Source organism: Rhodococcus sp. 15-725-2-2b (genome assembly GCF_002259075.1).
Classification (GTDB): domain Bacteria; phylum Actinomycetota; class Actinomycetes; order Mycobacteriales; family Mycobacteriaceae; genus Rhodococcoides.
Window position 1 is genome coordinate 130,207 of record NZ_NPFL01000022.1, and the last position, 26,343, is coordinate 156,549.

Sequence of the window (26,343 nt, forward strand, 5' to 3'; positions counted from 1 at the left end):
TCCACAGCACTGCCTCGAACGTCAGGACCGCGCCGAGGTCGCGGCCGTCGAGCCGGAACGCAGGCTTACAGCCGCTCTCGTCGTCGGTCGCGTCGGACCGCTGCGGGGCCGAGGTAGTCGGTGCCGCCCTTCCCGGGTCTGCGGTGGCAACTGATGATCGGTGGTCATCCGAGACCGTGATCGGCAGACCGCGATGTCGCCGCTGTGTGCGTCGGGGCAGGGGCGGTGTGCAGCGTGGACGAGGTGGCCCGTGCAGCTCCGGTCGAGCGTCCGGTCGGGGGAGTGACCAACCCGCGCGGACGCGTCGATGCACGGTCGGCCTCGACCGAGACTGAAGCGGACGGAGCCGAAGTCGATGCAGTTGCAGAGCTGTCCGGAGGCGCGGCCGGCCTCGATCGCGCTCGCAGATCGTCGAGGTCGGCGGCGAGTGCGGTGATGTGTTCGGCGTCGGTCGGTGTCGGAGACGTCCGCGTCGTGGGTCACGCGCAGAACCGTGTCGTTGCGCATCGGTTCGATGGTGCCGCCGAGATCGGCCGCGAGCTGCTCGGCGATGCGGTGTGCGTCGTCGGGGGTGTACGCGCCGACGTCGGTGCGCGAGTTCGGGATCGGGCCCGGTCGGGTGGAGTACACCTCCACGTCGAGAACCGCGACGGCGTCGGGACCGTCGACCGCCGAGTCGGGTAACGGGGGTGACGTTTCGACGACACCGGCCACGGCGGCGGTCACTGCGCGTGGTGCGGGGATGACGGTGCGTCGCGCGCCGGAGGCGTAGGCGGGGAGTGCGGTCAGTTCGGCGGCGAGTTCGCCGGGGGTGCCGATGAACTCGACATCACGGCGTGAGGTTCCCTCGCCGACTGCGTCGATGACGACGGAGACAGTGTCGACTTCGCGGGTGTCCGACAGTGCTGCTGCTTGGGTGAGGGCGAACTGTCCGGCGGAGCGGGAGGTGTAGAACGCGCCGCGGTAGTGCACGAAACCGGGGTCGCCGTTGCGGTCGAGGGAGGCTACTTCGACGTTGAATTCGGGCTGGCTCATGGCAAGTGGTCCTTCGAGGTGCGGGTGTACGCCCGCACGCGGAGAAGATGTGTCGAGCGTGCAAGGGCGCACTGGGGATCCGCGACCGGTGCCGGTGCGCGGGTGGTGCAAGGGGGCAGTGCGGCCAGTCAGTGCGCAGGGGCTGGCGAGGACTGCGGTTCGGTCGACACGTCGGGTGCAGGCGACGAGGCGGCGGAGTCGCGTTGCAGCTCGGGGCCGGCGGTGTTCTCGGCACCGACTCGGCGGCGCGGCGTACCGCGACCGGTAGCGCGTTTCGCTGACGCCTTGGATGCCTTCTTGCCGACCGGTGTCGGAGCGGTCAGACCACTTCCGGTGAGTTCGGCAACCGTCCACCCGGCATCGATCGCTTCTTTGTACGCGGCGGCGTGTTCGGCGTTCGCGTGTTCAGCGGCGCGAGTGGCCTCGGCGACCTTCTCGCGCGCATCAGCGGATGCCTGGGCGGCGTCGAAAAGGGACTCGATGTATTTGGTGCGGTTTTCTATCGCGGCGCGTGCGCGTGCGATGGCGGTGTCTTTGTCGACAGCGGGAGAGACAGACATGGTGAGGGCCTTCCAGTTTCGGCGCGCGGAAATCCCCACCGGACAGGTACCGATCGCTCACAGAGCCACACAACCCACAGTGCGGTGAACGCAGTGCGGGGTGAATCGGTACGGGTGGGGCGCGCTCGAACGTGACCCTCATCGACGCTCGAACTGACTCGATCCTAGATCATCTGCGCGCCGCGCGGCGTGCCACCAGCGCAGAGGTGTGTGTTTCGTGTCGGTGCCTGCTGGCACCGTGCCGACCATGACCGACGACGACGCCACCACACCGCAGCCTCTCGTACGAGTGCGGGAAGTACTCGACGGCGATGTTCCCAACGGGACGCACGTCGTCGTGCACGGCACCCTCGAGGAAGTCACAGTGAAGACGAACCAGCAGACAGGTCAGTGGGCGGCAGGGCGACTCGTCGACGGAAACGACTCAATCGACTTCTGGATGTTCCCGCGCGCGTTCGCACGCACCGGCCGATCGTGCATCGAGACGGCCGGCCCGATCGCTGCGACCGCAAGTGTGTCCGGCCCGCCGGGGCGCACCGCACTGATCATCAACAGCATCGAGCGCATCGAACCCCACCCGGAACCCGGTGTCGACACCACTGCTGTCTGACACGATCGACCGCTATGAGCGTCACTCTCCCACCGCCCCTGATCGCCGACAACGACGACAACGCAGTCGCTCTGCTGCGGCAGTACTACGGCAGCACCTACCTCGATACCGGGTGCTACACCGGCGCGTACTTCGACAGCTGGGCACCGCAGAACCGCGCCGCCGACAGCAACCGGTTCACCGCAGACGATCTCGTCGCGATCACGTTCTTGTCGGTCGCCGTCAAAGCGGGAGCGGCACGCGAGCTCCTCGTCACCCGCGCCGCACGATTCGCCGAGTTGCTCGACGCCGTCGGCCCGGATCGCGACCTCGTCGACGAGACGGGCGAGCTCACGCCCGACGCGCCGATCCTGCTGCTGGAGGACGAACTACGAACCGTGACAGACGTCGGCCGCACCATCGCAACGAAGTTGATGGCGCGCAAACGTCCCCGCCTGGTGCCGATCTACGACGTGGTCGTCGGCCGCGTTCTCAATACCGAGAAGGTGCACCGTGATCCCATCCGAGAAGCTCTACGCGCGGACGGCGGTGCGCTGCACACTCGAATGCTGAGGACCAGAGCGGCCGCAGCATTGCCCGACGACGTCAGTGCGCTGCGCGTCCTCGACGTCATCAGTTGGATGCACGGCAAGTCGGCATAAGCGAACCGTGCGGTCGTCGCTGTGGGCCGGTGCGGTGGTGTAGCCGACGTCGTTGCAGCGCGTGCACAGTGCGGTTTCATCGGCTGCACATGTCACCGCTGCGACGAGTGCAGAAGCGTCGGTGCAAGCGTGCCCGGCCGGTCAGTAGTAGTCGTTGCTGTAGGGGTCGCGGTGGTACCCGCGTCGGGGTCTGCGGTCTGCGACTCCGCTGGCGCCACCGAGCGCGAACAGGGGAACCATGAACAGCATCACCGCGATGAACGCGCCGATCACCGCGATGAACGCGCCGAACATGACAGCGAGGACGACGAGGTACGCGCCGACACCGATGACGGTGAGAATGTTCGCGACGAACCCCTTCCATCCGGGGTCGTTCTCGCCGAGGTACCGCACGTACCAGATCAGGAATCCGGCACCGGCGACAGCGAGCAGGGGGAGCGGTCCGACGTCGTCGGTGAAGAGCGAGGAGAGCGTCATCTCGTAAGTCCTTTTCGTTGAGGACTGCTCTCACCGGTGCGGTGCAGCGGCCCGAAGCCTTGATGGATCTATCTCTACAGCTCGCCACCGACAACGTCGTCGGTTGTCGTGTCAGAACAGTGTCGGTGGTGCTTGGGCGTCGAAGCTGTGGCCAGCGAACGCGGCCCGCAGTCTCGGTTCGTCGTAGCCGTCTTTGAGAGCGTCGCGGATCGCGACGGCGCGCCCGTAGCGTCCGCGCGGATCCCCGCCTGCCGGTGTCGGTCCGATGTGCCGGCCGACGGCAACGGCGTGCGCGAGGTTCGCGGACTGGGTGCCGCGTTTGAGGTGACCGTCGGTCACCCGCACGCACAGTGTTTCGTCGCAGTCGTGCTCGCCGACGATCCCGTCACCGAGGTCGCCGTATTCGAGTAGAAGAGCGAACCGGTGCGCCGACAGTGTGCGTGGTGCGTCGCCGTCGGTGAAGGTAAATCTGCCGTAGCCGTCCGGAAAACTGACCGACCCCCTGAAAAAATGGCATGTCGGAGTCTTGACCACCTTCGCCCAGAACCTGGCCACGGTCTTCCCGGTCAACGGTTGCTGCAACGGTCGCCACACCCGACGAACCGGCTGCGGTGTTGCGGCGTCGGTGTCGTCGCCGAACAACGCCAGTTGCATCACCGCGGCGGTCACCGGCTACCCCCGACTCGTCGCCGGTGCGGTGTCCGGGACGCTGCCGAGGGCCGCAGTTTTGCTCGTCGTTGCATCACCTGTCGACGTCGATCCCTCCGTCTCGTTCGGGGCCGATCCATCACGCGAGTCTGTGTTTGCAGCCGAGTCGGCGTCCGAGGTGTCGTCGCCGGTGTCCGTGCTCGCCGACGGCGCTGAGGTGTCGGTGAGCAGTGCCAGAAGTTTGCGGGCTTCGCCGGTCGTGATCCCGGCGAGTGTCGCAGCGGCGCTCAGTGTTCCTTCCCGGTCTCGGATGTCGGCGAGCGCGCGGGCCATCGCCAGCCGGGCCGCGTCGATCTGCTCAGCGGCCGCGAAGTAGTCCGTCAACGAGCCCATGTTCTTCTCGTCGCGTGCTTTGCGGTCGGCGACGACTTTTTGCTGCGCCGCCCGCGCCCGAGCACGCGCAGTCATCCGAGCCTGAGTCGACGCCATGCCGCCCACCCTAACCCCGAACACCCTCGAATTCACAGATCCTGACACAACCTCCCCCACATCCCCGATCCGACAACCCCAAACCTCGATCCAAATCCACCCATATCCCAAGCCACGTAACTACTGGCAAGACCCAAAGCCAACCCCACACACCTCATGCACTATGGGGCTATTTGCGTTTTCGCTGGTACAGTCCGCGTTTGTGATGGGTCTGCACAAGCTGACCGCTGGGGACGGGTACGAGTACCTGACCCGGCAGGTTGCGGCTGCCGATTCCACCGAGCGTGGGGCCTCCTCGCTGGCCGATTACTACTCCGAAAAAGGTGAGTCACCGGGCCGTTGGGCCGGGGCCGGCCTCGCTGGTCTGGGGTCGGTCGCGGCAGGCCAGCAGGTGTCCGAAGCGCAGATGAAGGCCCTGTTCGGTGAAGGCCTGCACCCGAACGCGGACCTGATGTTCGAGCTGGCGCTCGCGCAAGGTGCGTCTCAGGCCGACGCCGCCCGGTCGGCGAAACTGGGCCGGGCGTTCAAGATCGACTCCGGCGCGACCGCGTATCGGGTGGCGTGCGCGGAGGCGTTCGTGGCGCACAATCTCGCACGCGGGCAGAAGTGGAACGCGGCGATCGACGACGCCGACCGCGCGCGGATCCGCACCGATGTCGGATCGACGATGTTCGCAAAGGAGTACGGCCGCGCGCCGGCGGACGAACGGGAACTGTCCGGGTGGGTGGCGAAGGTCGGCCGGCAGAAGACCACCGCTGTAGCCGGGTTCGACTTGACGTTCACACCGGTGAAATCGGTGTCGGCATTGTGGGCAGTCGCCCCGCGTGAAGTCTCGGAACAGATCGAAGCTGCACACGAGTCCGCGATCGCCGCCGCGGTGACGTACCTCGAGAAGCACGCGTGCTTCACCCGCGTCGGTACCGGGGGAGTGGCGCAAGTCGACGGCAACGGGTTGATCGCCGCACAGTTCACCCACCGCGATTCACGCGCGGGTGATCCGAACCTGCACACCCACGTCGCGATCAGCAACAAGGTCGCCGCCACGATGCCCGACGGCACCATCAAGTGGCTCGCACTCGACGGGGCCGCGTTGTACCGCAACAACGTTCCCGCCTCCGAGGTCTACAACACCGTCCTCGAAGCGCAGTTGCGTGAACGCATCGGCGTCCGGTTCACCGAGCGAGCGTCGACCGATCGCAGCAAACGTCCGGTCCGCGAAATCGACGGCATGGACGAACGTCTCGCCGAGCGGTGGTCCTCGCGCAGCGCCGCGATCAAACTCCGCACCGCCGAACTCGCACGCGCCTTCCAGGCCGATCATGGACGTGAACCGACCGCCATCGAAGCGATCTCCCTCGCTCAGCAAGCGACGTTGGAAACCCGTGCCGCCAAACACGAACCGGTCTCGCACGCCGATCAACGCAGCGGCTGGCGAGACCAAGCGATCGAGATCCTCGGCTCGCAGAAGGCGCTGTCGGAACTGGTCTCCTCGATCACCGCGCACACCGCCGCCGAAGCGGCGACGGACTTCGATCACGCCTGGGTGCGCGAGACCGCCGAACGCTCACTCGACATCGTCTCGCGGAAACGATCACGGTTCCTGCGGCACAACATTCGCGCCGAAGTCGTGCGGCAAGTACGCACCTTCGATCCACCGGCCGAGCGCATCGACGCACTCGTCGAGAAGGTCACCGACCTCGCGTGCGGGGACGAGTTGTCGATCGACCTCTCCGGTGCCGCCGACACCGACCCCGCTGCCGATATCGCCCCGGATGTGATGCGCCGACGCGACGGTGCCGATGTGCACACCCGCCACGAATCGCAGTTGCTCACCACCGCAGCAGTACTCGACGCCGAAGCGCGCATCGTCGCCCTCGCCGGACGCACCGACGGTATTGCGATCGACGACAAGCACGTCGAGATTGCGCTGCTCGAATCCGCAGCGAACGGTCTCGACCTCAACGCCGGCCAGCGGTCGCTGGTGCGCGCGATGGCGACCTCTGGAGCGAAATTGCAACTCGCACTCGCACCCGCAGGCACCGGCAAGACCGCGTCGATGAAAGCACTGACGACCGCGTGGCAGAACGCCGCCGGCCGCGTCGTCGGGTTCGCGCCGACCGCTGCCGCCGCCGCAGTCCTGCGTCAAGATATCTTGACGACTACCGACACGTTGGCGAAGTTCGTCGACATCACCCAACGCTTGCGCGAGGGCAGGTCGGTGAAAGTTCCGCAGTGGTACACCGACATCGGCGAGGACACTCTCGTCATCGTCGACGAGGCGGGCATGACCGGCACCCTCGATCTCGACGAAGCAATCACTGCACTCGTCGAGCGCGGTGCAACCGTGCGGTTGATCGGTGACGATCAACAGCTCGCCTCCGTCGCCTCCGGCGGTGTGCTCCGCGATATCCACGACCGCATCGGTGCGTTGTCGCTCTCGCAGGTCGTCCGGTTCCGCGACCCGGCCGAAGGTGCCGCCTCACTCGCGTTGCGTGACGGCGACGAAGCCGCGATCGGGTTCTACATCGACCACGGACGGGTCCACGTCGGATCGATTGCCACGGTCACCGACGACGCCTACACCGCGTGGGCGGCCGATCATGCGGCCGGCAAGGACGCGCTCATGCTCGCCCCAACCCGCGAGCTCGTCGCCGAACTCAACACCCGCGCCCGCACCGACCGCCTCGCCGCCACCGACACGCGAGTCGGCCGGGAAGCCGTCCTCGCCGACGGGCTTATGGCCAGCGCCGGGGACACCGTCCGCACCCGCTCGAACGACCGCCGCAACCCGCTCTCGCAGACCGACTGGGTCCGCAACGGTGACCGCTGGATCGTCGAGAAAGTCGGACGGGACGGCTCGCTACAGGTCCGGCATATCGAACTCGGCCGCACCGTCACCCTCGACGCCGACTACGTCCAGTCCGCCACCGAACTCGGCTACGCCGGAACCGTGCACTCCGCACAGGGCTCGACCGCCGACACCTGCCACGTCGTGGCCACCGGCGACGAAACCCGCCAGCTCGCCTACGTCGGACTCACCCGCGGCAAGCAAGCCAACCACCTGTATCTGGCGACCGCGTCGGACGGCGACCTGCACACCGCGATGACCGAACGCGGAATGCTTCCCCCGACCGCGGTCGACGACCTCCGCGAGATTCTGCGGCGCGACGGCGCACAGGTCTCAGCGCACTCCACTCTCGTCGAAGCCGACGACCCGCACCTCAATCTCTCGCCGGCTGCGCGGGCCTACGACTACTCGGTGTCCACCGGCTCCGAAGTGCACCTCGGCCCGGAGGTGATGGCCGCGATCGACGTCGCCGCCGAACAAGAAGCACCGGGTCTGACCGACGAGCCCGCATGGCCGACCCTGCGCGGACACCTGGCGATCCTCGGTGCACACGGACGCGATCCCGTCGAGGCCCTGCGCAGCGCTGTCCGCTCGCGCGAACTCGATACCGCCCTCGACAGAGCCGCAGTTCTCGACTGGCGTCTGGACCCCAGCGGCAAGCATTCCTCCGCCACCGGGCCGCTGCCGTGGCTACCCGCCATCCCGACAGCAGTACACGATCTGCCCGAGTGGGGTGCCTACCTCGACGCCCGCCAGGAACTGGTGACGGCGCACTGCGCACGCATCGCCGCCGACGTCGCCACGTGGACACCGACGACTGCACCGGTGTGGGCGCGCCCGCTGCTCACCGACGAACCCGACCTCGAACTGCTCACCGATCTCGCGGTGTTCCGCGCCGCACACGACGTCGACCCGGCCGACCGGCGTCCGACCGGACCCGAGCAACTCGCCGCCGCATCGGTGAAAGCGCAACGCCGCCTCGACCGCCGCGCAGCCGAAATGATCGAGACCGGAAACGATGCCGTCGCCCGATGGCGTCCGTTCGTCGACGAACTCGACACCCACATCGCCCGCGATCCGTACTTCCCGATCCTCGCCGACCGACTCTCCGCCGCCGCACGCGCCGGAATCGAAGTCCACACCCTCGTCCGCGACTCCCTCGCCATGTCGCCGCTACCCGACGAGCTGCCCGCTGCCGCACTGTGGTGGCGACTGTCCGGTGAACTCTCCGTCGCCGCCCTCGACGCCGACACCGACGGCGCAGTCCTCGAACCATCGTGGGCACCGGTACTGACCGAACTGCTCGGCTACACCGCCGCCGTCCGCGTCATGTCCGATGCGGCGTGGCCCTCGCTCGTCGCGACCGTCGACGCCGCCGACCCGACCCTGTGGACCCCGGGACAGTTGCTCGGCACCGCGTACGAGTTCCTGCACGGCGGCATCGACCCGGTCGATCACGGTGTCACCCTGCCCGCCCACGAACTCGCCACCGCCCTGACGTGGCGGGCCGAGATGCTGGTGCGCGAGAACCACCTCGCCCGCACCTACACCCCACCCACCGCCGAACCATTGTCGATCGAGGACGAAGAAGCCGTCCCCGTCGTCGACGACGCGGTCTCCGACACCATCGGCGGCGAGCTGCCCGACGAGTTCGTCATCCCGGCACCGCTACCGACCCAGGCTGCTGCGACCGATACCGTCGTCGACGGCTCGACCCCCGCGATCCCGGTCGACGCCGACGCGGACTACCTCGCCTCCCTCGACGCACTCGACGCCCCCGTCGACTACGACCACGCGTCACCACCGGAGTACGACAGCGGCTACGACCAGCCGCCACCGGAGTACGACAGCGGCTACGACCAGCCGCCACCGGAGTACGACGGCGAGTACACCGGACTCGAACACGAGGCCGGCGCACCACTCGACATCGAGGCCGCCGACACAATCGAGGCCGGCACCGCCGACGCCGATGTGTGGGACGCGATGCGCTCGCAGATCGAGACGATCGAGCTGCCGTACCCGACGGTCACCACCGACGAACGAGTACGACTGCTCACCGCAGATCTCGACGACGCAAAAACCAGGTACCGGGAGCTGCGCGGTCGAATCTCCGACGGCACCAGCCCCGCACAGTTCCATGCCCGCACGATGCTCGCCGAGCTGCAGGAGCGATCCGACCGGCAACGCCCCGCCCGCATCGCCATGCTCGACACCCGCCAGGAATGGACCGACCGCGAGTTCGAGGCCGAAGCACTCTGGCATCACATCGACACCGTCATCCGGCCCGCAGTCGCCGCCGACGTCGCGGCCGCCGGAGACGACGACGATGCCCGCGCCCTCGCTCAGCGCGGTCTCGACTGGGAAATCTGGCGCGCCCGATTCGTCGACGACACCGCGACCGCCGCACGCACCCGCGCACACGACGCCGCCGCCGAATACGAGCGCGTCACCGCCGCCGACGGGGGAGAGGTCACAGTCGTCGACGTCACCACCGCACGCCTGGCGGCCGAGAGCATCGACCTCGCCGCACTCACCGACCTCAAGGCCGACGTCGACCGCACCGAAGCGATGCTGTGGCGGGCCGAACAGGCAGCCAAGCGGGCAGCGATGACCGACACCCCGTCGATGCGGGTGCAGCCTTCAGTCGAGGTCGTCGACGCGCCAGCCGCAGACGCCGCCGTCGAGCAACTCGAGCGGAAATCATTGGCTCCGTCAGAGCTGTCGGTGGAAGACGCCACCGTGAGCGTCCCCGATCCGCAACCGGTGCTCTCGGAGGCCGACGCTGCACTGCTCGCGAAGATGAAGCAGGACCCGATCCGGCTTGTCCCAGACACCGAGCTGACCGCGTTCGTCGACCGCGCCGGCCGAGGACGCACCGACCCAACCGTGCTTGCGGACACCGAGAAGCTGTACGCCCGACTCGACGAGCAAGCCGCAGCAATCGCCGCGGCCCGTGAGATTGCTGGCGAACTCCGCCGGATCACCGCACAACACGAGGCTGCACGCGGCGAACACACCGCACTCACCGAGCAGCTGTCGAGCGCGAAGCGACGGGACCGCAAGACCCTCGAACCGGCCGTCGACGACGCACGCGTCCGCGAAGAACGCCTCGCCCGTCACGTCCGCGACACTCAACGTGCTGCCAACGATGCCGCTGGACGTGTCCAGGCAGAAACGGATGAGTGGCCCGCGATCGTTCAACGCGCAACCGATCCGGATCGGCGCTCCGTTGATCTCGTCGCCGCGACCGTGTTCGATGCCGCGATCACCGAACATGCTCGACGCCGCCGGCAGAAGCTCACGGCACCCCAACAAGCTGTATCTGAGAGGGCTCTGCGCGCCTTCTCTTCGACCAGTCCGGCGTCTATCGGTGCTCCGTCCATCGTGGGCATCACCGATAGTCCGCAGGCGGACCGCGTGCTGTCAGAGAACGAACGTGACGATGCTGCGCGCGCCCGCTCGCTCGCATCTACAGGGTCCACGGTGACCAAACGTGCGACGACGACAGCAAACAGTCGTGGATCGCCTCTCCCAGATCTCGACGTAAGTCGAGAACACGATCTCGATCGCGGACTCTGACGTCGGTGAGATAGTCGGTTAGGTCCAGGCGACAACAGAACGCCGATGCGAATCGGCTCCACTGGACGCAGTTTTGGCTGTTTATCCCGAACGAGCCGCCTGAAAGCGGCACGATGGTCGGTATGGGGACTTCGTCGACTGTGTTCGTGTTCGACACCAACATTTTGCTCGGTGCCCCTGATCTGGCCGATGTCCCGTGGAGACGGACGTTTCTGGTCGCCGAATTCGGACCGCTGAGCGTCGTCGTACCTGAGGTCGTTGTCCAGGAGTTCGGTCGACGCCGGTGGGCAGATGCTAGGAGCATGGCGGTCGACGGAGCAAGGCTGTGGGGGCAGGCCTTGCGGAAGCTAGGCGGTGCCGCGATCCCGCTTCCAACAGGACTCCCTACCGTCAAAGAGCTGAGAGCTGCCGTGAGTGCGATGTCGTGGCAGGACTTCGCGAAAGACCTGCGCGATCGTCTGATCGACGAGGGGGCAGAGATAGCGGCGATCTCGTCGACCCTCGACCACGCCACGCTGGTGGAGTGGTCTCTTGGAGAGCATCCTCCGTTCGATCAGACGGACAAGGGATATCGAGATGCTCTGATTTGGGCGACGGTCCTCGATGTGGCGCGATCTGCCGCAGCGGGTACAGAAGTTGTCTTTGTAACCCAAGACAAGGACTACCGCGGAACCGGAGAACACTCGGATGCCCTGCACCCCAGTTTGGCGAGTGAAGTTGCGGCCATAGCTTCGAATCCAGTGCGCATCGCCAAAACGATCGACGACGCAATGACGATGACCCGGTTGGACACAGTGCACGACGAACTCACTGACGAGTCGATCGAGATCCCCGAATTGATGAACGTGCTCTCCAACGCCCTCTCCGGAGAGGCCGACAACATGTGGGGGATGGAGCTGACGACCCAAACCCAGGACGGAGAACGCGCGCCGCTCTACGGGTTCGAGTTCGACAGCGACCTCGAGTCGCCGATCACCATCAACGACGTCAGCCTCAACCTTGAGAGTATGACCTACGAGGTGCACGAGAAGTTCGAGGACGGAACCGAAATCGGCGAAGTACACGTGGACGCGAGCATCGGGTACGAGGGCTACATGCACAAAAGCGACTACGCCGGGTCGCGAGCCCAATGGACTGTCCTAGACGGCGACCACAACGACCAATACATGATCGTGGGTGACGAACTTGAAGCAGAGCTGATCTTCCATTTCGTGGTCAATCTCGACGCAGTCGAAGCCTTGGACCTGCAAGACATAGTGCCGGTTCAGGATGGCCGGGTTGAGCAAGGAATACCCTCAAGTAAGGCAGAGAAAATCGAAGGTAGCGAGGAGGAGGAAGGTAATGAGTGATACCCCGGAAGGTGGCGATACAGAAAATCTGCCAGCCAAAGAAGAGGATCCAAAACCCGATACAGGTAAGAAACCGCCGCCTGATAGTGATTGGATCAAGACGGAAGAAATTCGCAAGAGGTACGACGGCGATGAAGAAACAAAACTCGAAAAATGAGCACTCAGGGCGAGGAGTACACGAACCACATCAAGGCGGCACTGGAGGCTGAGTACAAGCGTAGGGATGACCTCAACGCACGGTCCGCGTCCGTGATCACCAGCGCAGGAGGTCTAGTCACCCTGACCGTGGCCGTCCTCGCCGTCTTCCTGGGAAAGGATTATCTGCTTAGTGGAGGCGAACGCGGCTGGATGATCTTTGCCTTCATTCTGTTTCTTGTATGTGCCATTCTTGGCGTGTTCGCGGGTCTGAGTTGGAAATACAAGGTGGCGGACGGCGCTAGCCTGAAGGAAATGACTGACACTCATTGGTGCGACAGTGAAGACGATAGCGGAAGGCGGTTGCTAATACAAACATTAAATCAGTAGTAAGCCTCAGAGACGGTAACGACTGGAAAGCGAGGTTTCTGCTTGCAGCTACCATTTCGCAGGTTCTGGCGATCGCGGGATTGGCGATCAGTGCCCTGCTCGCGTTGACCTAACCCCCTGCGTCCTGGACTTTTCTCTTCATTGGGAAAGCTGAGCTGTATGACAGCGCTTGACATGTGGATCTCGACGACAACACCTGACGTTGCATTCGGTCAAGACGGGCCCGGTGAGCAGTGGCAGAAAGTCGGAACGGTCGATATCTCGCAGGAGGCTGACTTCGGCAAACACATCCAGAGGCTGGAGGGTCATCGTGCGACGGCACCGAGGATCTCGGGCTTCTACCTCAGCGGAGATCAAGAAAGCGTGTGGGTTCAGGCCTCCGAACAAGACCCGAGGAATCAACAGCCATTCTGGTTCGCTATCGACCGATGGGGTTCGATGCGGTCCGTAGTCCACGGGGCCCGCGAGACCTACCTGGTCAGTAATGAGAAGGCGAGAGCTACGGCATCGCTGGAACGCCGACGACCGTCGCCCCACCCGGGCCTGGTAGTCCCTCCGCGCTACATCGGCATTGCCGTCACCCACACCAGGAACGGATTGCTCACGCGTCGGCGCGACGATGACACGTAACCACTTCGGTCTATCCGTCAAGAAATCTTGACGAATAGACCGAAACGATTGAACGCGCCATAAATGCTCAGGTCCCGGCTATCAGTCCAGACCGAATCCGATGTCCCGACCAGGTTCGTTGGGATCCGGAGGCGGGAGTTTCCGATCTCGGTCGGGGCGGCCGGTGCCGGGTTCGCGGTGTTCGGGTGGGGCGGACAGTCCGCGACGGGGCCGATCCGGGTCGACAGCATCGATGCTCGACGATGATGCGCGCTGCAACGCTTCGACTTCGGCCTGGCGCATCATCGCGCGGACGTTGTCGGCGCTCCCCATCCCGAGTTCTTCGACGTACGCCGGGGTGGGGTTGAGCATCAGCGACCAACCCGGCTGCCGTCCCTTCGCTGCGGCACGCTCGGCACGTGCAGCGTCCCGGGCGACGGCTTCGGGACTCGTTTCTGCCTCCTTGATCTCGCGTCGCAGACGGGCGACTTCGTTCGAAAGATCCTTCAGCTGAACCGCTTTCGGGAAGTCCGAGAGCTCGACCAGTTCGAGGTCGTCGAGGCGTTGCTCGTCTCGATCGAGTGAGCGCTCGGCCTTCGCCAGGTCGGTGTCGACGGTGTACGCCATGTTCTCCACCCGCGTGAGCAGACCGAACGCGTGTTGGCTGCGCTCACCGTCCCCGATCCTCGGATACAGGTCATGCGCCTCGATAATTTTGGTCGAGGACCCGAGACCGGAGAACGACAGATACAGCGCACTGGCCTGGGCGGGACGGGAGGCTTCGATCGGGAATCCGCTCATCTCCGCGATCACCATCGACTTGGTGAGCCCTTCGCCCTTGAGGGCCTGGTAGGTGCCCTGCAACGCCATGGCCATCGCATTCGCGGCGTCACTGCGCTTGTCGTAGAACACCCCACCGATGGTCATACCGGGCCACTGGTCGACCTCCCGCCGGCCTTTGAGGATCGGTGCCGCCTCGGCCAATTGAGCGACCCGCTGACGCGCGCGGGGTACTTCGCGGCGCAGCCGGTCGCGGTCGCGTTCGATCGAGCGTTGCTCGGCGAAATGCGAATCCGCTTCGGACTGGAGCTCCTGAAGCTGGGAGTCCAGCTCGATCTGCTGAATGTACCGATCATCACCGGTGGCGAGGGCCTTGGTCATAGCAGAGTTCTCGGCAAGCGAATCGCTGTCGAGATCCACCACACGCCGCATCAAGCGATCCGCTCTCTTGAGCTGCTCGATGAAATGCGCCTTGCGGTGCACGGTCTGCCACATCACGGTGTCGAAGGTCTTCTCGGCGACGTAATTGAACACCTTCACGCGGGCGTTCTGGTTACCCTGCCGGATGATTCGACCCTCACGTTGTTCGAGGTCGGCCGGTCGCCACGGCACATCGACGTGATGCAGCGCGATCGCGCGATCCTGAATGTTGGTGCCCATGCCCATCTTCTCGCTGGACCCGAACACCACCGACACCCGTCCTGTACGGCACATCTCGAACAAGCGGGCCTTCTCCGACGGCTTCGGATAATCGTGGACGTAAGCGATCTGCGCGGGCTCCATCCCGCCGGCGAGCAACTCGTCGCGGATCCCGTCGTAGATCGACCACGACCGGTCGGCTTTCGGGGTCGAGCGGTCGCAGAACACAATCTGCAACGCACCCGCTGTCGGGTGGGGTTCACCGGAGGCGTCGAGGTAGGTGTTCTCGTTGGAGTCGTTGTGCACGTCCAGGATTCGCTGCGCGACGATGTGCGCACGTGAATGCTTCGGCGGTGCCGGATCGAGGTGCGCAACCCTGGGGTCCAGGGTGGCGTTGCGACCGTCGTTGGCGACCTTGAGCGCATTGTCGAGATCCGGCCGTTTGGCGTCGGCATGATCGGCGCGATAGCCCAGATCGGCGATGAAGTCCTGCACTTCCAGCGCCGGGGTGAACGTGACGTCGGTGTTGCGCCCACCGTCCTTGACCGGCAGGTTCGCCGGCACCTGATCGCGGGTGACGGCGTCGGTGTACACGCTGGTCATCCCGATCAGATCGCCGACGTTGGTGAATTCACCGACCCGGGTCACTGCCCGCAGTCTCGATCCGGACGAATTCAGCTCGACCCGCTCGACGGTGTCGGTGAACGTCGCTCCCCAATCGTTGATCGAGGCAACCCCGGCGTCCTCGAGGAGATCTGGACGCAGGTAGTGCTGCATCACCCACAGCTCGGCGAGCGAGTTCGCGACCGGGGTGCCGGTGGCGAACGTGGCGACACGTTCGACGTACTCCTCCGGCGGGATGCCTTTGGTGATCGCTTCCTCGCGGCGCATCGACCGCAGATAGTTGAGCTTGAGGTCCATGTCGGTGGCCCGGTGCGAGCCTTCGTTGGCGAGCTCGGTGACCCCGGACGCGCGGGCGAGGTTCTTGAACTCGTGGGCTTCGTCGACGAACAGGTAGTCGCAGCCCGACGCCTCGAACGTCAGCCCTCGATCCTTCCCGGCCTGTTCGAGAGCGGTCTCGAGTTTTTCCTCGAGCTTGGCCTTCATCGCTTCGAGCCGTTTCTTGGTCTGGCGACCCTCGACATCGCCCAGATCCGCGTCGATGGCCTGGACCTGGCCGCGGATGTACTCGGCTTTGGTACCGGGATCGACCCCGATGGAGGAGAACGCCGACCGCGGCACGATGACCATGTCCCAGTCCTGCGAGGCGGACTGGGCGACGAGCAATCGGCGCCCTTCGGCGTCGGTGGCCGCCGATCCGGAGAGGATCCGCGCACCGGGATACCACTGCCCGGCTTCGCGGACGACCTGGTCGATGATGTGGTTGGGCACCACCACCCACGGCTTGTCCGCCAACCCGAGACGCCCCAGCTCCATCGCACCCATCAAGATGGTGCCGGTCTTGCCGGCCCCGACAACGTGATCGAGCAGCACCGTCGGCTCGGAGACGATCCGCGCCGCAGCGTCGCGTTGATACGGGTACGGCGAGAACTTCTCACCCAGGCCGGGGAAGGCCATGTGCGCACCCGAATGTACCGGCGCGACAAGGGAGTTGAACTTGTCGTTGTAGATGTCGAGGAGCTGTTCGCGGCGCACCTCGTCGGAGTGCAACGCCCACTGCCCGAACTCTTGCGAGAGCCGCCGCGCCTTCGACTGCGCCGCGCGGGTCGCGGCATCGTGAATGCCCGGTGCCCCCGCGTTCTCCCGGAACTCCTTGGAGGTGGCGATCTCGATCGGGTCGCTGTTGAGCAGGTCGGTGAGCAGTTCCTGCCACTCGTAGTCACCGGAGCGCATTCCGGCGTTGCCGATCCCGCGGTCCTCGGCGGGCCGGTGCTCGAAGTTGTACTTGGTCGACCACGATCCACGTTTGGGCACCAGGCCCCACTTGAGGTGCTGCTCGCCGACACCCGGGTAGGCCTCCACCGACACCGCCCAGCGCCCCGATGCCCGCTCGATGGTGACCGGAACATCGGCCGGCACCTCGAAGGTCTCGTGGACGAACTGGGTGTAGGTCTCGATCGGCACCCACGGCGCACCGAGAGCGACATCGACATCGGTCTTGCGCGGCGGGATCACCGCGGTCAAGGCATCGACGTTGGCTTGGTAGCGGGGATCGAGGGCGGCGATCTCTTCGGCGTCGGCGAGCTTGGTGCGGACATTGCCCGACAGATATGTCGACGACGACACCCACCGGGTGGGGTCGGTCAGCGTGCGGAAAGCGCGTCCTTCCATCTGGGTCTCGGCCTGCTCGACGGTGGTCCCGAGTAGCTCGGCGATCCGCCCGACGTCGAGGCGGGCTTGCTCGTCGAGACTGATGGCCATCGCCTCGTCGACCGTCTCGGCGTGGCTGCGCAGCTCACGCGAATGCAGAACGTCGGTGTGGAAGATCGCCGCCTTGCGGGCGGTCATGGTCTCCTCGTCGAAGTGCTCGAGGGAAAGCACCGCAGCGAACGTCGGATCGGTGCGCAGCGCCTTGCCGAGATGGCTCTGCAGCTTGGTGGGCTGGCGGGGGTTGATCCACGCATCGTCGGAGAGGCGGTCGTAGACGTCTTCGGGAACCTCTCCGGCATACGGATCGCCTGCGACCCCTTCGTCCTTGCGCCAGGTGTCGATCAGCTTCGCCAGAGCGGCGTCGTGCTGCGATTCGGTGAGGTCCTTGGGTATCGACATCTTGAACCGGTTGATCGGGCCGTAGCGGGCAACGTAGGCGTCGTATTGCTCACCGAGGATCTCCCGCAAGGCTTGCCGCTGACTGGGGTCGGTGGGGCCGCGTTGCGCGTCGATGAGGGCATGGGTGGTGTCGCGGAGCGCGAGCAGCTCGCCCCATTCGGCGACCTGCTTGGCTCCCCGGGTGTTCACCGGCTCCCAGTCGCGGGAGTTCCAGCGTTCGATGGTCTCCATCTGCGCGTCGTGCCGCAGCGTTCCTACCGCGAGCTCGTCCTGTGCCGGGCCGTTCCCGATCGCCAGCAGTCCGCGCTCGAAGTCCTCTCGGGTGGGCCCGAGGGTGTCGCGCCACGACGCGGTGAGCCCGAGACCATCGGTCTTCGCGACATCGACGATCGCGGTGAGTCGATCCTCGACCAGGGCCGCAAGGTCGACGTCGCTGTCGGGGGCCTCGACGGACAGGGTCTCGTTGCCGTACATCCCGTGCCCGACCCGCAGCTCACCGAGCACCCATTCGGGGTGATCGGTGTAGACGGCGTTGATCGGCACGCCCTTGTCCTCGCCGGCATCGTCGAGAGCGGTGGCGTTCTCGAGCTGCAGGAACCGCTCGGTCAACGGTGCGGGTTTCGCCCCGTCGGCGCGGCGACGCAACACGAGAATGTCGGTGACGACCTCGGTCCCGGCGACACGCCGGAATGCGTTGGACGGCAGGCGGACTGCCCCGACGAGGTCGCCGAGGGCGGCGATGTCGCGGCGGGCCCGCTGGTTCTGGGCGTCGAGGGTGTAGCGGGAGGTCAGGACGGTGACGTAGCCGCCGGGGGCGGTCATCGCCAAGGATTTGACGATGAAGTGGTTGTGGATCGAGTGTTTGGCCTGGTTGTGGACCGGGTCGTAGAGCCGGTAGTCCCCGAACGGGACGTTGCCGATCGCGGCGGTGAACGAGGACGCTGGTGCGGTGGTCTTCTCGAATCCTTCGGCGCGGATCTGCGCCGACGGGTTCAACGCGGCGGCGATCGCGGCAGTGGTGGCGTCGAGCTCGACCCCGACCATCTGCGCCGAGCTGGGGGAGTGGGCGATGAATGTGCCCGAACCGCACCCCGGTTCGAGTACCCGGCCGCCGGTGAACCCGGCCTGCATCGTGGCCTTCCACATCGCTGCAGCGATCGCAGGGTCGGTGTAGTGAGCGTTGAGGATGGTGCGCTGCGCCTGTGCCCAGGCGGTGTCGTCCAGCAACGAGCGGATCTGCTCGCGCTCGCCCGCCCAATCGTCGCGTCGCGGATCGAAGACCTGCGGGGTTGCACCCCAACTCGACCAGCGGGCCAGTACTGCTTGCTCGTCGGCGGTGGCGTAGCGATCCTGCGCGGTCACAGCCGCCAGCACCCACAGGGCTTCGATGTTCGCTGCCACACGGGCTTTCGCTCCGGACGGCACCAGTATCTCGGTGCCGGGCCGGAAGTCCACGGGCTCGACATTCCACAGACGCTCGGCGACCGTCTGAGTGTCGACCACCATCCCTTCGGCGGTATCCGGCACCGCTGTCGTCGCCGCAGGTTCGGGTGTCGGTTCGACTGTGGGGGAATCGATCTCGACGCTGGGCGGGGGAGTGCTCCGCGTGGGCAGGAGTTGGTCGACGCGGCGACCGTCGACGGCGATAAGGTGCCGTCTCTGGTTGCCGTAGCTGATCGCGGCGGCGTGATCGTCGGGCCCGAGAGTCTTCTGATTCTCTTCCGGAATCAACGACACATCGCCTGCGCGGCGCAGCTCCATCAGTGCGTCGGTGACCTGCTCGGCGGTCAGTGTCCCGTCGAGGTCGGCGCGGATCCGCGCCAGCCGCACATAGGCTTCGTCTTCGCGCGCGAGCCGCCCGTAGGCGTCGCGCACCAGCTCCGTCGCCGACGGCGTCGGTGCCGGAGCGTCGACGGCGACGTCCGGGGCGACCTCCGGTGCGGGCTCGAGCTCGCGCGCCTGCCGGGATGCGGCGTCGGCGGCGAGGATCTCGGGATCGACCGGTGCCGGGAGCGGTGTGCCGCCGATCTCGGTGGCAGCCGGGTCGATCGGTGCGGCACCGTCGGCGTCGAACGAGAACAGATCCAGTTGGGCGTCGGATTCGCTGCGGCGGGTTACTTTCCGCTTGCCGCGTGCTCGTCCACTCTCTCGTCGAGCTGGCTGGTGAACGATGGATACAGCGGGTGGTTCTGTGATGTCGGGTAGGGCTCGTTGTCCTCGATCCTCGCCGCTATCAGATGCGCTGCGTAGTAGAGGAACTGGACCGGCCGGCCCTTCCACAGTTGGTCCGTCAGCCGGTCCGCTTCCTTGTCCGGGTCCGCGCAGTTGAGCGGGTTGCGCCAGCGCTCCGGATCGCTCTTGTGGACCTGAATCCGCGCCTGGTCCCGTTCCGCTTCGGCTTCCGGGCTCTCCTGGTCCGGCGGGTATGCCTCCATCTCCGGCGGGAGCTGGCCGTAGATCTCCTCGTTGATCACGAAGTCCGTCGCCTGCGCCCAGGCCTGGTTGATCATCCCGACCTTCTCCATGTACGGGGGCGGCTGGCCGTTGTCGCGCATGTAGCGTTGCAGCACTTGCTGTTCCATGACGATCTTCATGTTGTCGATCCGCTCCGCGATCCGCTCGCTCTCGGTCTCGAGGAACGCCTGCTGATCGGTCGGGCTCAGCTCCTGCGGCAGCCCCTGGTGCTCCAAGTAGAGCTTCATTATCTCCTGCGTTATCGGGTCGATCATGGGTGTCACTGTCCTCTGTCTCGGCGAACAAATCGAGTTGGAAATCGTCAGAATCTTTGGCCACGGTGTGCGCTCCTGAAGTCGGGCGAGACGTCTGTGCGACCCGCACTGCCCGAGACCGGGCAGTGATCGTTAACGTCGTCATCGGCCGGAGACGCACTCTCCGGCTGCATCGGACCTGGTGGGTCTAGCCGGACCCACCAGGTCCCTTCGGTCGATCGAATCGGTAGTTGTGTCAGGCTCCACCCGAATCGTCAAGATATGTTGACGATTCGGGTGGAGTATCAGTCGAGTCCGTCGAACCAGCCCGCTGGGGGCAGAGTCAACGTTCGCCGTAGCGGCGGGGTCGTGACGTGCTTGTCTCTGTTGCACAGGTACATCGGGCCACCGTCCGGATCGAGCAGCACCCGCAGCATCGGGTCGGCATCGTGGATCCACCAGGCACTCGGAGCCCCGAGATTCTCGCTCGCCTCCGCGCCCTCCCACGCCAGCCACAGATCCCGCAGGCGGCGCACCACTTCGTCGTGTCGCCACCACTCGGGGCAGAACACTCGCCCGCTCTTACCGGCGGTGCCGCTGAGCTTGCGGGTGATCAGAGTCGCGAACCAGGTGTCGAACCAGTCGAACATCGACTCGTACTGCCGCTCCGGTGCCGACGGCTCCTCGTCCGGGCCGCCCTCCGCTGGGTCGCCGTCCGTCGGGTCGAAGTCGTCGAATGCGGTCACAGGAACGGCTCCTCGTCGATCTCGGTGACCTCGTCGAGGTCGATTGCATCCTCGTCGAGGAGAATCTGTGCCTTCTCAGGGATTCCGTAGCGCTCGGCCGAGGCGGTGATGGCGTCGGCGTTCGGGCCGTCGGACCAGTACAGCTTCTTCATCAGCACCGGCCTGTTGCCCGAAATCTGCACCAAGGCTCGGGTTTTCGGGATCGCGGCAAGGTCGTCGACGGTCATGATCGGTTCCTTCGACCAGGACTGCGACCTCGAGGTCGAGCCGCTGTCGAACATGCCGCCGCCCCGCGAGGCCGACCAGCGTTCGACGTCGTGATCACCGACGAGCGCGGACAGGTCCGACAGGGTGGTCTTGTCCTTGATTCCGCCGCCGTACCAGAGGAAATTCGCGGCATCCTGGAGTTGCTTGACCCCGTCCTGGCCCCACACCTTCTGGGCCTGGGAGAGGTTCTGCACGATCGTCATCAGGCAGATCCCCTGCGAGCCGAGGTGGGAGTACCAGGCGGGGAGTTCGGGGAGACGGCAGACGTTCGCGGCCTCGTCGAGAATGCACAGCATCGGTACCGGCATCCGGCCGCGCGGGCTGCGGCGAGCGGTGCTCTGAGCGGCGTCGATGATAGACCCGATCAACGCCGTGGTCAGCGCTGACGACGAGTCCGGCCCTTCCTTCGACAAGGCGTACAGCGTGTCGGTGCTGGTCACGAATTTCTCGATCACGAACTCGCGCATCGAATGTGGGTAGCGCACGCCCCTGCCGATGTCGGTGTCGAGGACCGCGCCGAGTGAGACGTCCACCCGCTCGGGTGGGAGCACGCTCATCACGTAGGTCTGCTCCTCGAGCAGCCCGATGAACCGGCGAGCCATGTCGTACAGGCCATCTCGCTGGCGCGGGTTGAGGCCGCGCACCGATTGCAGCCGCATCGCGACGATCTGGTGGTTGTGTTCCTCGAGGATCTTCTGGGGGAGTTCGTTCTCCTCGTCGGAGAGCCAACCGTAGACGTGCAGCAGATCGCCACCCGCACACGATGCCGCCAGCATCATCTGCGCGAGCAGTTCCTGTGCACCGCCGTCGAAGTACGCATCGACGCGAGCCGAATCATCCTTCGACGCGGCAGCGAAATAGGAGGCGAGCTTGCGGGCCGCGACGATCGAGGTGAGCCCGCGCAGCGGATTCCACCAGAACCCGTCACCGCCGGTGCGGGGGCCCTCGGCGATCCCCTGTAGGTCGTAGCGCCACACCGCGCCGAGCTTCTCGCGGACGCCACGGGTGAGGTCGTGGCCATCACGTTTGTTCGAGGTGAACAACGCCGCGCCCGGCGCGGTGCACAAGGCGTCGATCGCCATCGCGGCCGTCTTACCCATACGAGGTCCAGCCAGGGCGAACATCATGTCCTCCCACGACATGAACACCTTCTGGTTGCCTTGGACCGTGCGGCCGACGATGACTCCGATGTCGGCGTCGTCGAGGGTGTCCCGGTCGGCCAGATCCGACCGCAGCGACTTCGCTCGATCACGGGCCTGCTTGCCCGTCACCCCGGTCAGCTTCGATGTCGACCCCATCAGTCGGGCCTTGGCATCGACGTCGTTCTTGCCGCCGCGTGACGCCCGAGCGGCCGCAGCGACGCCGGCGAGACCGGAGCCGATGATCACCGCCATCACGAAGATCACTGTCGAGACGGTCGGCCACGTCAGCTTTCCGCCGGCCACGGAGAACAGGGCCTGAAACGGGTTCCCGGGGATCGATTCACCGGTGTCGGTGAACGCGTGCCCCAGCCAGAGCGATCCATATCCGAGGGCGATCAGCACGATCACCAGCGATATCGCGATCAACGGGAACATCGACGACTGCGTGCCGGCACCCTTGGCGGTCGGCCTTTTGGTCACCATGCGTCCACACCACCCTCGACGACCTCGTCGACGCTGCGGTCGATCTCGATGACCTGCGCGACCCGGTCGGTGATGTCGACGACCGAACCCGACGACTGTTCCTGGCGCGGTGTCTCACGCAGCAGGTCGACCAGCCTCAGGGGTTCGACGTCGGCAGAGGTGGAGGACACGTCGAGGGCGTGTTCGGCAATGTCGTCGAAGTCGAGGCCATCGAGTTCGACGGGCAACTCCAGAGCATCCATCGACAGACCAGGACGGAGCACCGCGTCGTCGATACCGTTGTCGACCAACCGCTCCCGCCACGCATCCTCGTGCACCGCAGTGCGATCGACGGTGGCGTCCGCCCACTCCTGCTGAACAGGATCAGTGAAGGCCTGTGCGGTGATCAGCTCGTGCGCAACACCGGCCGCAGCGAGATATGCCGCCGCCCGCACCAACAACACATCGGTATCGAGCAACCCGAACGCGCGACTGTCACTGCGCGGCTCGTAGGAGTGCGTGCGACTGCGGATCTCCTCGCGGCGGACGTGCGCGCGATCGGCCAGGCTGCGGCGGCGTGCGGCAGCCAGAGTGGCGCGGCGACCGCGTTCGTAGGCGGCGGCAGCGATATGGGAGCGGCGCTGCAGCTCCGCGGTCGAGACAGAGCGTGTGGTCATCGACGGTCACCACCGTCGATGGTGAACGAGATGTGATGAGTGCTCGGCGGGAGCGAGTGAGGAATCGACATGGAGGGCCTTCACTGAGAGCGTCGGCCAGCCCACAGCCAGAAGACACCGACACCCGAAAGAGGTGCGGTGCAGCGCTGTTGCTGGATGGACGCCCGACCGTGACCCTCATCGACGGTCGAACACATCAACCTTAACGCATTGCCGCCACTGTGCACGAGGCGTTGTACCGGCGGTGCGAGGTCGGGTCGTGGCAACATCTGGCGCACCGCGCGAATCCATCAGATCATGTTGTAGAACGGAAAGTTCGCAGCGGCGAGCTCGTATTACGACTACTTCGTGCCAGAAGTGACGTGAAAGACAACCGAGTTACCGCAGTCTCTACCCACAACTGAATACAGGAGAACCATCATGACTACTCGTCGTGCTATCGCCACCGGAAGCGCAATGCCCAGCTTTGCCTGGCTTGCTTACGCGAACCCGAGCCTCGCTCTTGGGCTCGCTGCCTTGTTCGTCGGCCTGCTGAGCTTGTTGTTCGTCGGTCTGCTGAGTTTGCTGTTCTGCCCATCATCGGAGGGCCATCGGAGATCCCTCGAGCTGATCCGCGTATTCCGAACAGATCCGGGATCAATGGGAGCCGATCCGGGGAACACTCCCTGCGTAGGCTGCAGAAACGCCAGAGCCAGACGTGGTCTCTGGCGATGAACCTGAAGCCGAGGAGAGCATATGGCGGCCAATGCGTATCACTTCGAGGCTCTGCAGCGGGCGGCGCAAGTCGTGGACAGGATGGCGGAGCTGTTCTGGAATCTGAGTGCCTCTCGACTTCTCCGTCCCCGTGGTGGACCCGGTATGAACGAGACCTCGTTCACGGATCTACTTCTCAACTTCCTCGAAGGCCACGCGGTGGTGCAGCAGTACCAATTCGGCGGTGCAGAGGAGGCAGTCGTCGGTGCCGACTGGGAGTGGTGGATCGGAGCAGACGGCCTTGGATGGAGATGCGCTCGGATCCAGGCGAAACGTGCCTTCCCGAAATCGACCAAGTCACGTGGTGCCATTCATGACGAGGTTCCGGTGTACCGGGAGCTCTCTCACAAGGTCGGCGGAACGGGCCCGTTGCAGATGGACGTATTCATCGACGGTGCCCGTGACGGGGTTGACCCTCGCTCGAAGCGGCCGGATCCCGACCTCGTCGGGGTGCTCGACCCCTACTACGTCTTCTACAACGGATGGCCACCCAGCACCTTCTCCCTCGAAACACTCGACGATGCCACCGTCGTCCAGAACAACGAGCTTGCCATTGCACAGAGCGCGATGCGTCGCACCGATCATCCACGCTGGGGCGAATGGGCCATCACACGCGCGCATCACCGCGCCACATGCAGTACTTGCGGATGGCTGCTGTGCGGTTGTTCAAGGCATTGGCGAGCGACATCGTGTTCGGCCCCGACCCCTGAGTTCACGCATGAACTACTTCCGTTCTGGGGAGCCGGCACCATGCCGGCCGAGGACGTCCGGGCTGTGTACAAAGGCAGCTCTCCTGGGCTTCAGGTCACGCCCTATCTCGCGCGATCGCTCCCGTTGTCGACGGTTCTGTTCGATCAGTGGGACGTTCTCACAAACGGACACGGTCAGGCACCCGGCGCGCGCATAAGTGACCAATTGCCCGTCTACGCCGCTGCGGTACGCAACCTCGGTAGCGGCGACGCGGGTGAGTATGCGCGCCAGATGTTGGCGCAGTTCAGCGACGTCGGCAGTCTTGCTGTCGGCCACGTCGCCGTCACCGACATCGGCAGAGACCAGTAGCCGTGAGCGCGTCGCAGTCGCGATTAGTTGATGTGGCGGGGTGGGGGTGTCAGGTCAGGTGTAGTTGTCGGTGGGCCTTGAACGACGCTGCGCGGCCTGGGGTGAATGCCGGGCACGGTGATCCGACGAGCACGGCCCTGGCGTTCGCGAGCGCGTCGACGGCGGTGGGCCGCCCTTCGACAATGGTCCCGCTCTCGTCGACGGCGATGTAGCCGTGCTCGAACAAGGCGTCGCATCCGAGCAGACATGCCAGCATCGCCACGTTCGGATAGTCCCATCGTTCCTGGTTCGTGCAGTGAGCGCGGGGTTTGATGTGACCGGCTACGAGCAGCGCAGTCGGCACCCGTCGTCCGCACAGACCGCACTCTGCCTCGGCGCGGCCGTCGAGCAGCCGGCGGCGGAGTCCGCGCTGCTCGATTCGTCCCCACACGCTGGTGGCGGCGTCCGTTTCTCTGTGAGCCGGTCCGGGCTGGGCCTCGCCGGACGGGCTCGGGTTGTCGAGGTCGATCTCCTCGAGAAGCAACGACCCGTGTTGATGAGTGAGTGCCGACAGGTACTTCTGCTGAGGCGTGCCGTTCTTGTCGAGGGGACCCGGGGACCCATGCGGGAGGAGCTCTGCTATTCGCTGAGAATGGACGCGCAAACCTTCGATGACGGGGTCGACCCGTACGAGCCACCCTGCGTCGGGCTGGGCGTCGACGTCCTTGGGATAACCGTCGGGGCGATGGCAGGGCGATGACGCGGTGGTGGCAACGCTGACCGCCCGCAGGTACGGGCCGTCGTAATGAAACACCACGTCGCCCGGTGCGATCTTCTTGATGAGGGCGCGGTCGGTCGGGAGCGAACCGTCGATCCGAGGCGCTGTCCAGAGCGTCCCTTGTTCGATGGCCGTGGCGTGGTTCTTGCCTTGGCTGGCCCACCAAAACGTCATAAGCGCCCTCTCGCTATGTCGGCTGCAACCTGTGTTCGATCGAGGTGCACGATTTTCGGCTCCTCGTTGTGCGCTGCAC

Annotated in this window: 18 protein-coding genes; 7 read left to right on the forward strand and 11 right to left on the reverse strand. The window is 65.5% G+C overall.

Annotation, left to right across the window (positions count from 1 at the left end; all coding sequences use genetic code 11):
- Positions 1-21 precede the first annotated feature (21 nt).
- A complete protein-coding gene (locus CH306_RS26445) occupies positions 22-1,035 on the reverse strand; it encodes a hypothetical protein (RefSeq protein ID WP_094648303.1) in 1,014 nt (337 codons plus the stop codon).
- A 128-nt stretch (positions 1,036-1,163) separates the two neighbouring features.
- The gene (locus CH306_RS26450; RefSeq protein WP_094648304.1) at positions 1,164-1,595 is read right to left on the reverse strand and encodes a hypothetical protein; all 432 of its coding nucleotides are present in this window, start codon (positions 1,593-1,595) and stop codon (positions 1,164-1,166) included.
- Between the two features lie 247 nt (positions 1,596-1,842).
- Here CH306_RS26450 and CH306_RS26455 point away from each other — a divergent pair, with 247 nt between their 5' ends.
- Together CH306_RS26455 and CH306_RS26460 are read left to right on the forward strand one after the other, a co-directional pair.
- Positions 1,843-2,205, forward strand: a complete 363-nt coding sequence (locus CH306_RS26455; protein WP_143545411.1) for a hypothetical protein — start codon at positions 1,843-1,845, stop codon at positions 2,203-2,205.
- A 14-nt stretch (positions 2,206-2,219) separates the two neighbouring features.
- On the forward strand, positions 2,220-2,846 hold the full coding sequence (locus CH306_RS26460) for a DUF6308 family protein (RefSeq protein WP_094648306.1): 627 nt from the start codon (positions 2,220-2,222) through the stop codon (positions 2,844-2,846).
- 141 nt (positions 2,847-2,987) lie between these two features.
- On the opposite strand, the gene CH306_RS26465 is transcribed toward CH306_RS26460, so the two are convergent.
- From CH306_RS26465 to CH306_RS26475, 3 genes are all read right to left on the reverse strand, one after another.
- Positions 2,988-3,323 carry a hypothetical protein gene (locus tag CH306_RS26465; RefSeq protein WP_094648307.1) on the reverse strand — a complete coding sequence of 112 codons (336 nt, stop codon included), beginning with the start codon at positions 3,321-3,323 and terminating at the stop codon, positions 2,988-2,990.
- Positions 3,324-3,434: 111 nt separating this feature from the next.
- Positions 3,435-3,992, reverse strand: a complete 558-nt coding sequence (locus tag CH306_RS26470) for a hypothetical protein (protein WP_094648308.1) — start codon at positions 3,990-3,992, stop codon at positions 3,435-3,437.
- 3 nt (positions 3,993-3,995) lie between these two features.
- On the reverse strand, positions 3,996-4,460 hold the full coding sequence (locus CH306_RS26475) for a hypothetical protein (protein WP_094648309.1): 465 nt from the start codon (positions 4,458-4,460) through the stop codon (positions 3,996-3,998).
- Positions 4,461-4,665: 205 nt separating this feature from the next.
- On the opposite strand from CH306_RS26475, the gene mobF reads away from it, so the two are divergent.
- From mobF to CH306_RS26490, 4 genes are all read left to right on the forward strand, one after another.
- On the forward strand, positions 4,666-10,887 hold the full coding sequence (gene mobF, locus CH306_RS26480) for a MobF family relaxase (RefSeq protein ID WP_179272954.1): 6,222 nt from the start codon (positions 4,666-4,668) through the stop codon (positions 10,885-10,887).
- Positions 10,888-11,033: 146 nt separating this feature from the next.
- Complete coding sequence (locus CH306_RS26485) at positions 11,034-12,236, forward strand: PIN domain-containing protein (RefSeq protein WP_179272953.1); 1,203 nt, start codon at positions 11,034-11,036, stop codon at positions 12,234-12,236.
- Positions 12,229-12,393 (forward strand): hypothetical protein, encoded by a 165-nt coding sequence (locus CH306_RS29270; RefSeq protein WP_179272952.1) that lies wholly within the window; start codon positions 12,229-12,231, stop codon positions 12,391-12,393. Before CH306_RS26485 ends, CH306_RS29270 begins: the two co-directional genes overlap by 8 nt.
- A complete protein-coding gene (locus CH306_RS26490) occupies positions 12,390-12,761 on the forward strand; it encodes a hypothetical protein (protein ID WP_094648312.1) in 372 nt (123 codons plus the stop codon). Before CH306_RS29270 ends, CH306_RS26490 begins: the two co-directional genes overlap by 4 nt.
- 711 nt (positions 12,762-13,472) lie before the next feature.
- Here CH306_RS26490 and CH306_RS26500 read toward each other — a convergent pair.
- The 5 genes from CH306_RS26500 to CH306_RS26520 all read right to left on the reverse strand — a co-directional run bounded on the left by CH306_RS26500 (position 13,473) and on the right by CH306_RS26520 (position 23,521).
- Positions 13,473-19,280 (reverse strand): helicase-related protein, encoded by a 5,808-nt coding sequence (locus CH306_RS26500; RefSeq protein ID WP_441347026.1) that lies wholly within the window; start codon positions 19,278-19,280, stop codon positions 13,473-13,475.
- 353 nt (positions 19,281-19,633) lie between these two features.
- Positions 19,634-20,248, reverse strand: coding sequence for a hypothetical protein (locus tag CH306_RS26505; protein WP_094648314.1), 615 nt, complete (start codon positions 20,246-20,248; stop codon positions 19,634-19,636).
- A 284-nt stretch (positions 20,249-20,532) separates the two neighbouring features.
- On the reverse strand, positions 20,533-20,973 hold the full coding sequence (locus tag CH306_RS26510) for a DUF4913 domain-containing protein (protein ID WP_094648315.1): 441 nt from the start codon (positions 20,971-20,973) through the stop codon (positions 20,533-20,535).
- On the reverse strand, positions 20,970-22,865 hold the full coding sequence (locus CH306_RS26515) for a type IV secretory system conjugative DNA transfer family protein (RefSeq protein ID WP_094648316.1): 1,896 nt from the start codon (positions 22,863-22,865) through the stop codon (positions 20,970-20,972). The genes CH306_RS26510 and CH306_RS26515 overlap by 4 nt, the downstream gene beginning before the upstream one ends.
- Complete coding sequence (locus CH306_RS26520; protein ID WP_094648317.1) at positions 22,859-23,521, reverse strand: TraI DNA relaxase; 663 nt, start codon at positions 23,519-23,521, stop codon at positions 22,859-22,861. Before CH306_RS26520 ends, CH306_RS26515 begins: the two co-directional genes overlap by 7 nt.
- A gap of 735 nt (positions 23,522-24,256) precedes the next feature.
- Between CH306_RS26520 and CH306_RS26525 the strand changes: the two genes are divergently transcribed.
- Complete coding sequence (locus CH306_RS26525) at positions 24,257-25,333, forward strand: DUF6615 family protein (RefSeq protein ID WP_094648318.1); 1,077 nt, start codon at positions 24,257-24,259, stop codon at positions 25,331-25,333.
- 49 nt (positions 25,334-25,382) lie between these two features.
- Here the strand turns inward: CH306_RS26525 and CH306_RS26530 are convergent, their stop codons facing one another.
- Positions 25,383-26,264: a hypothetical protein gene (locus CH306_RS26530; RefSeq protein WP_094648319.1), complete on the reverse strand. Its 882-nt coding sequence runs from the start codon at positions 26,262-26,264 to the stop codon at positions 25,383-25,385.
- Between the last annotated feature and the right edge of the window lie 79 nt (positions 26,265-26,343).

Coding starts and splice junctions, on each gene's coding strand:
- CH306_RS26445 (WP_094648303.1), bottom strand. CDS start 1,035: ATGAGCCAGCCCGAATTCAACGTCGAAGTAGCCTCCCTCGACCGCAAC.
- CH306_RS26450 (WP_094648304.1), bottom strand. CDS start 1,595: ATGTCTGTCTCTCCCGCTGTCGACAAAGACACCGCCATCGCACGCGCA.
- CH306_RS26455 (WP_143545411.1), top strand. CDS start 1,843: ATGACCGACGACGACGCCACCACACCGCAGCCTCTCGTACGAGTGCGG.
- CH306_RS26460 (WP_094648306.1), top strand. CDS start 2,220: ATGAGCGTCACTCTCCCACCGCCCCTGATCGCCGACAACGACGACAAC.
- CH306_RS26465 (WP_094648307.1), bottom strand. CDS start 3,323: ATGACGCTCTCCTCGCTCTTCACCGACGACGTCGGACCGCTCCCCCTG.
- CH306_RS26475 (WP_094648309.1), bottom strand. CDS start 4,460: ATGGCGTCGACTCAGGCTCGGATGACTGCGCGTGCTCGGGCGCGGGCG.
- mobF (WP_179272954.1), top strand. CDS start 4,666: ATGGGTCTGCACAAGCTGACCGCTGGGGACGGGTACGAGTACCTGACC.
- CH306_RS29270 (WP_179272952.1), top strand. CDS start 12,229: ATGAGTGATACCCCGGAAGGTGGCGATACAGAAAATCTGCCAGCCAAA.
- CH306_RS26490 (WP_094648312.1), top strand. CDS start 12,390: ATGAGCACTCAGGGCGAGGAGTACACGAACCACATCAAGGCGGCACTG.
- CH306_RS26500 (WP_441347026.1), bottom strand. CDS start 19,280: ATGGAGCTGCGCCGCGCAGGCGATGTGTCGTTGATTCCGGAAGAGAAT.
- CH306_RS26505 (WP_094648314.1), bottom strand. CDS start 20,248: ATGATCGACCCGATAACGCAGGAGATAATGAAGCTCTACTTGGAGCAC.
- CH306_RS26515 (WP_094648316.1), bottom strand. CDS start 22,865: ATGGTGACCAAAAGGCCGACCGCCAAGGGTGCCGGCACGCAGTCGTCG.
- CH306_RS26520 (WP_094648317.1), bottom strand. CDS start 23,521: ATGACCACACGCTCTGTCTCGACCGCGGAGCTGCAGCGCCGCTCCCAT.
- CH306_RS26525 (WP_094648318.1), top strand. CDS start 24,257: ATGGCGGCCAATGCGTATCACTTCGAGGCTCTGCAGCGGGCGGCGCAA.
- CH306_RS26530 (WP_094648319.1), bottom strand. CDS start 26,264: ATGACGTTTTGGTGGGCCAGCCAAGGCAAGAACCACGCCACGGCCATC.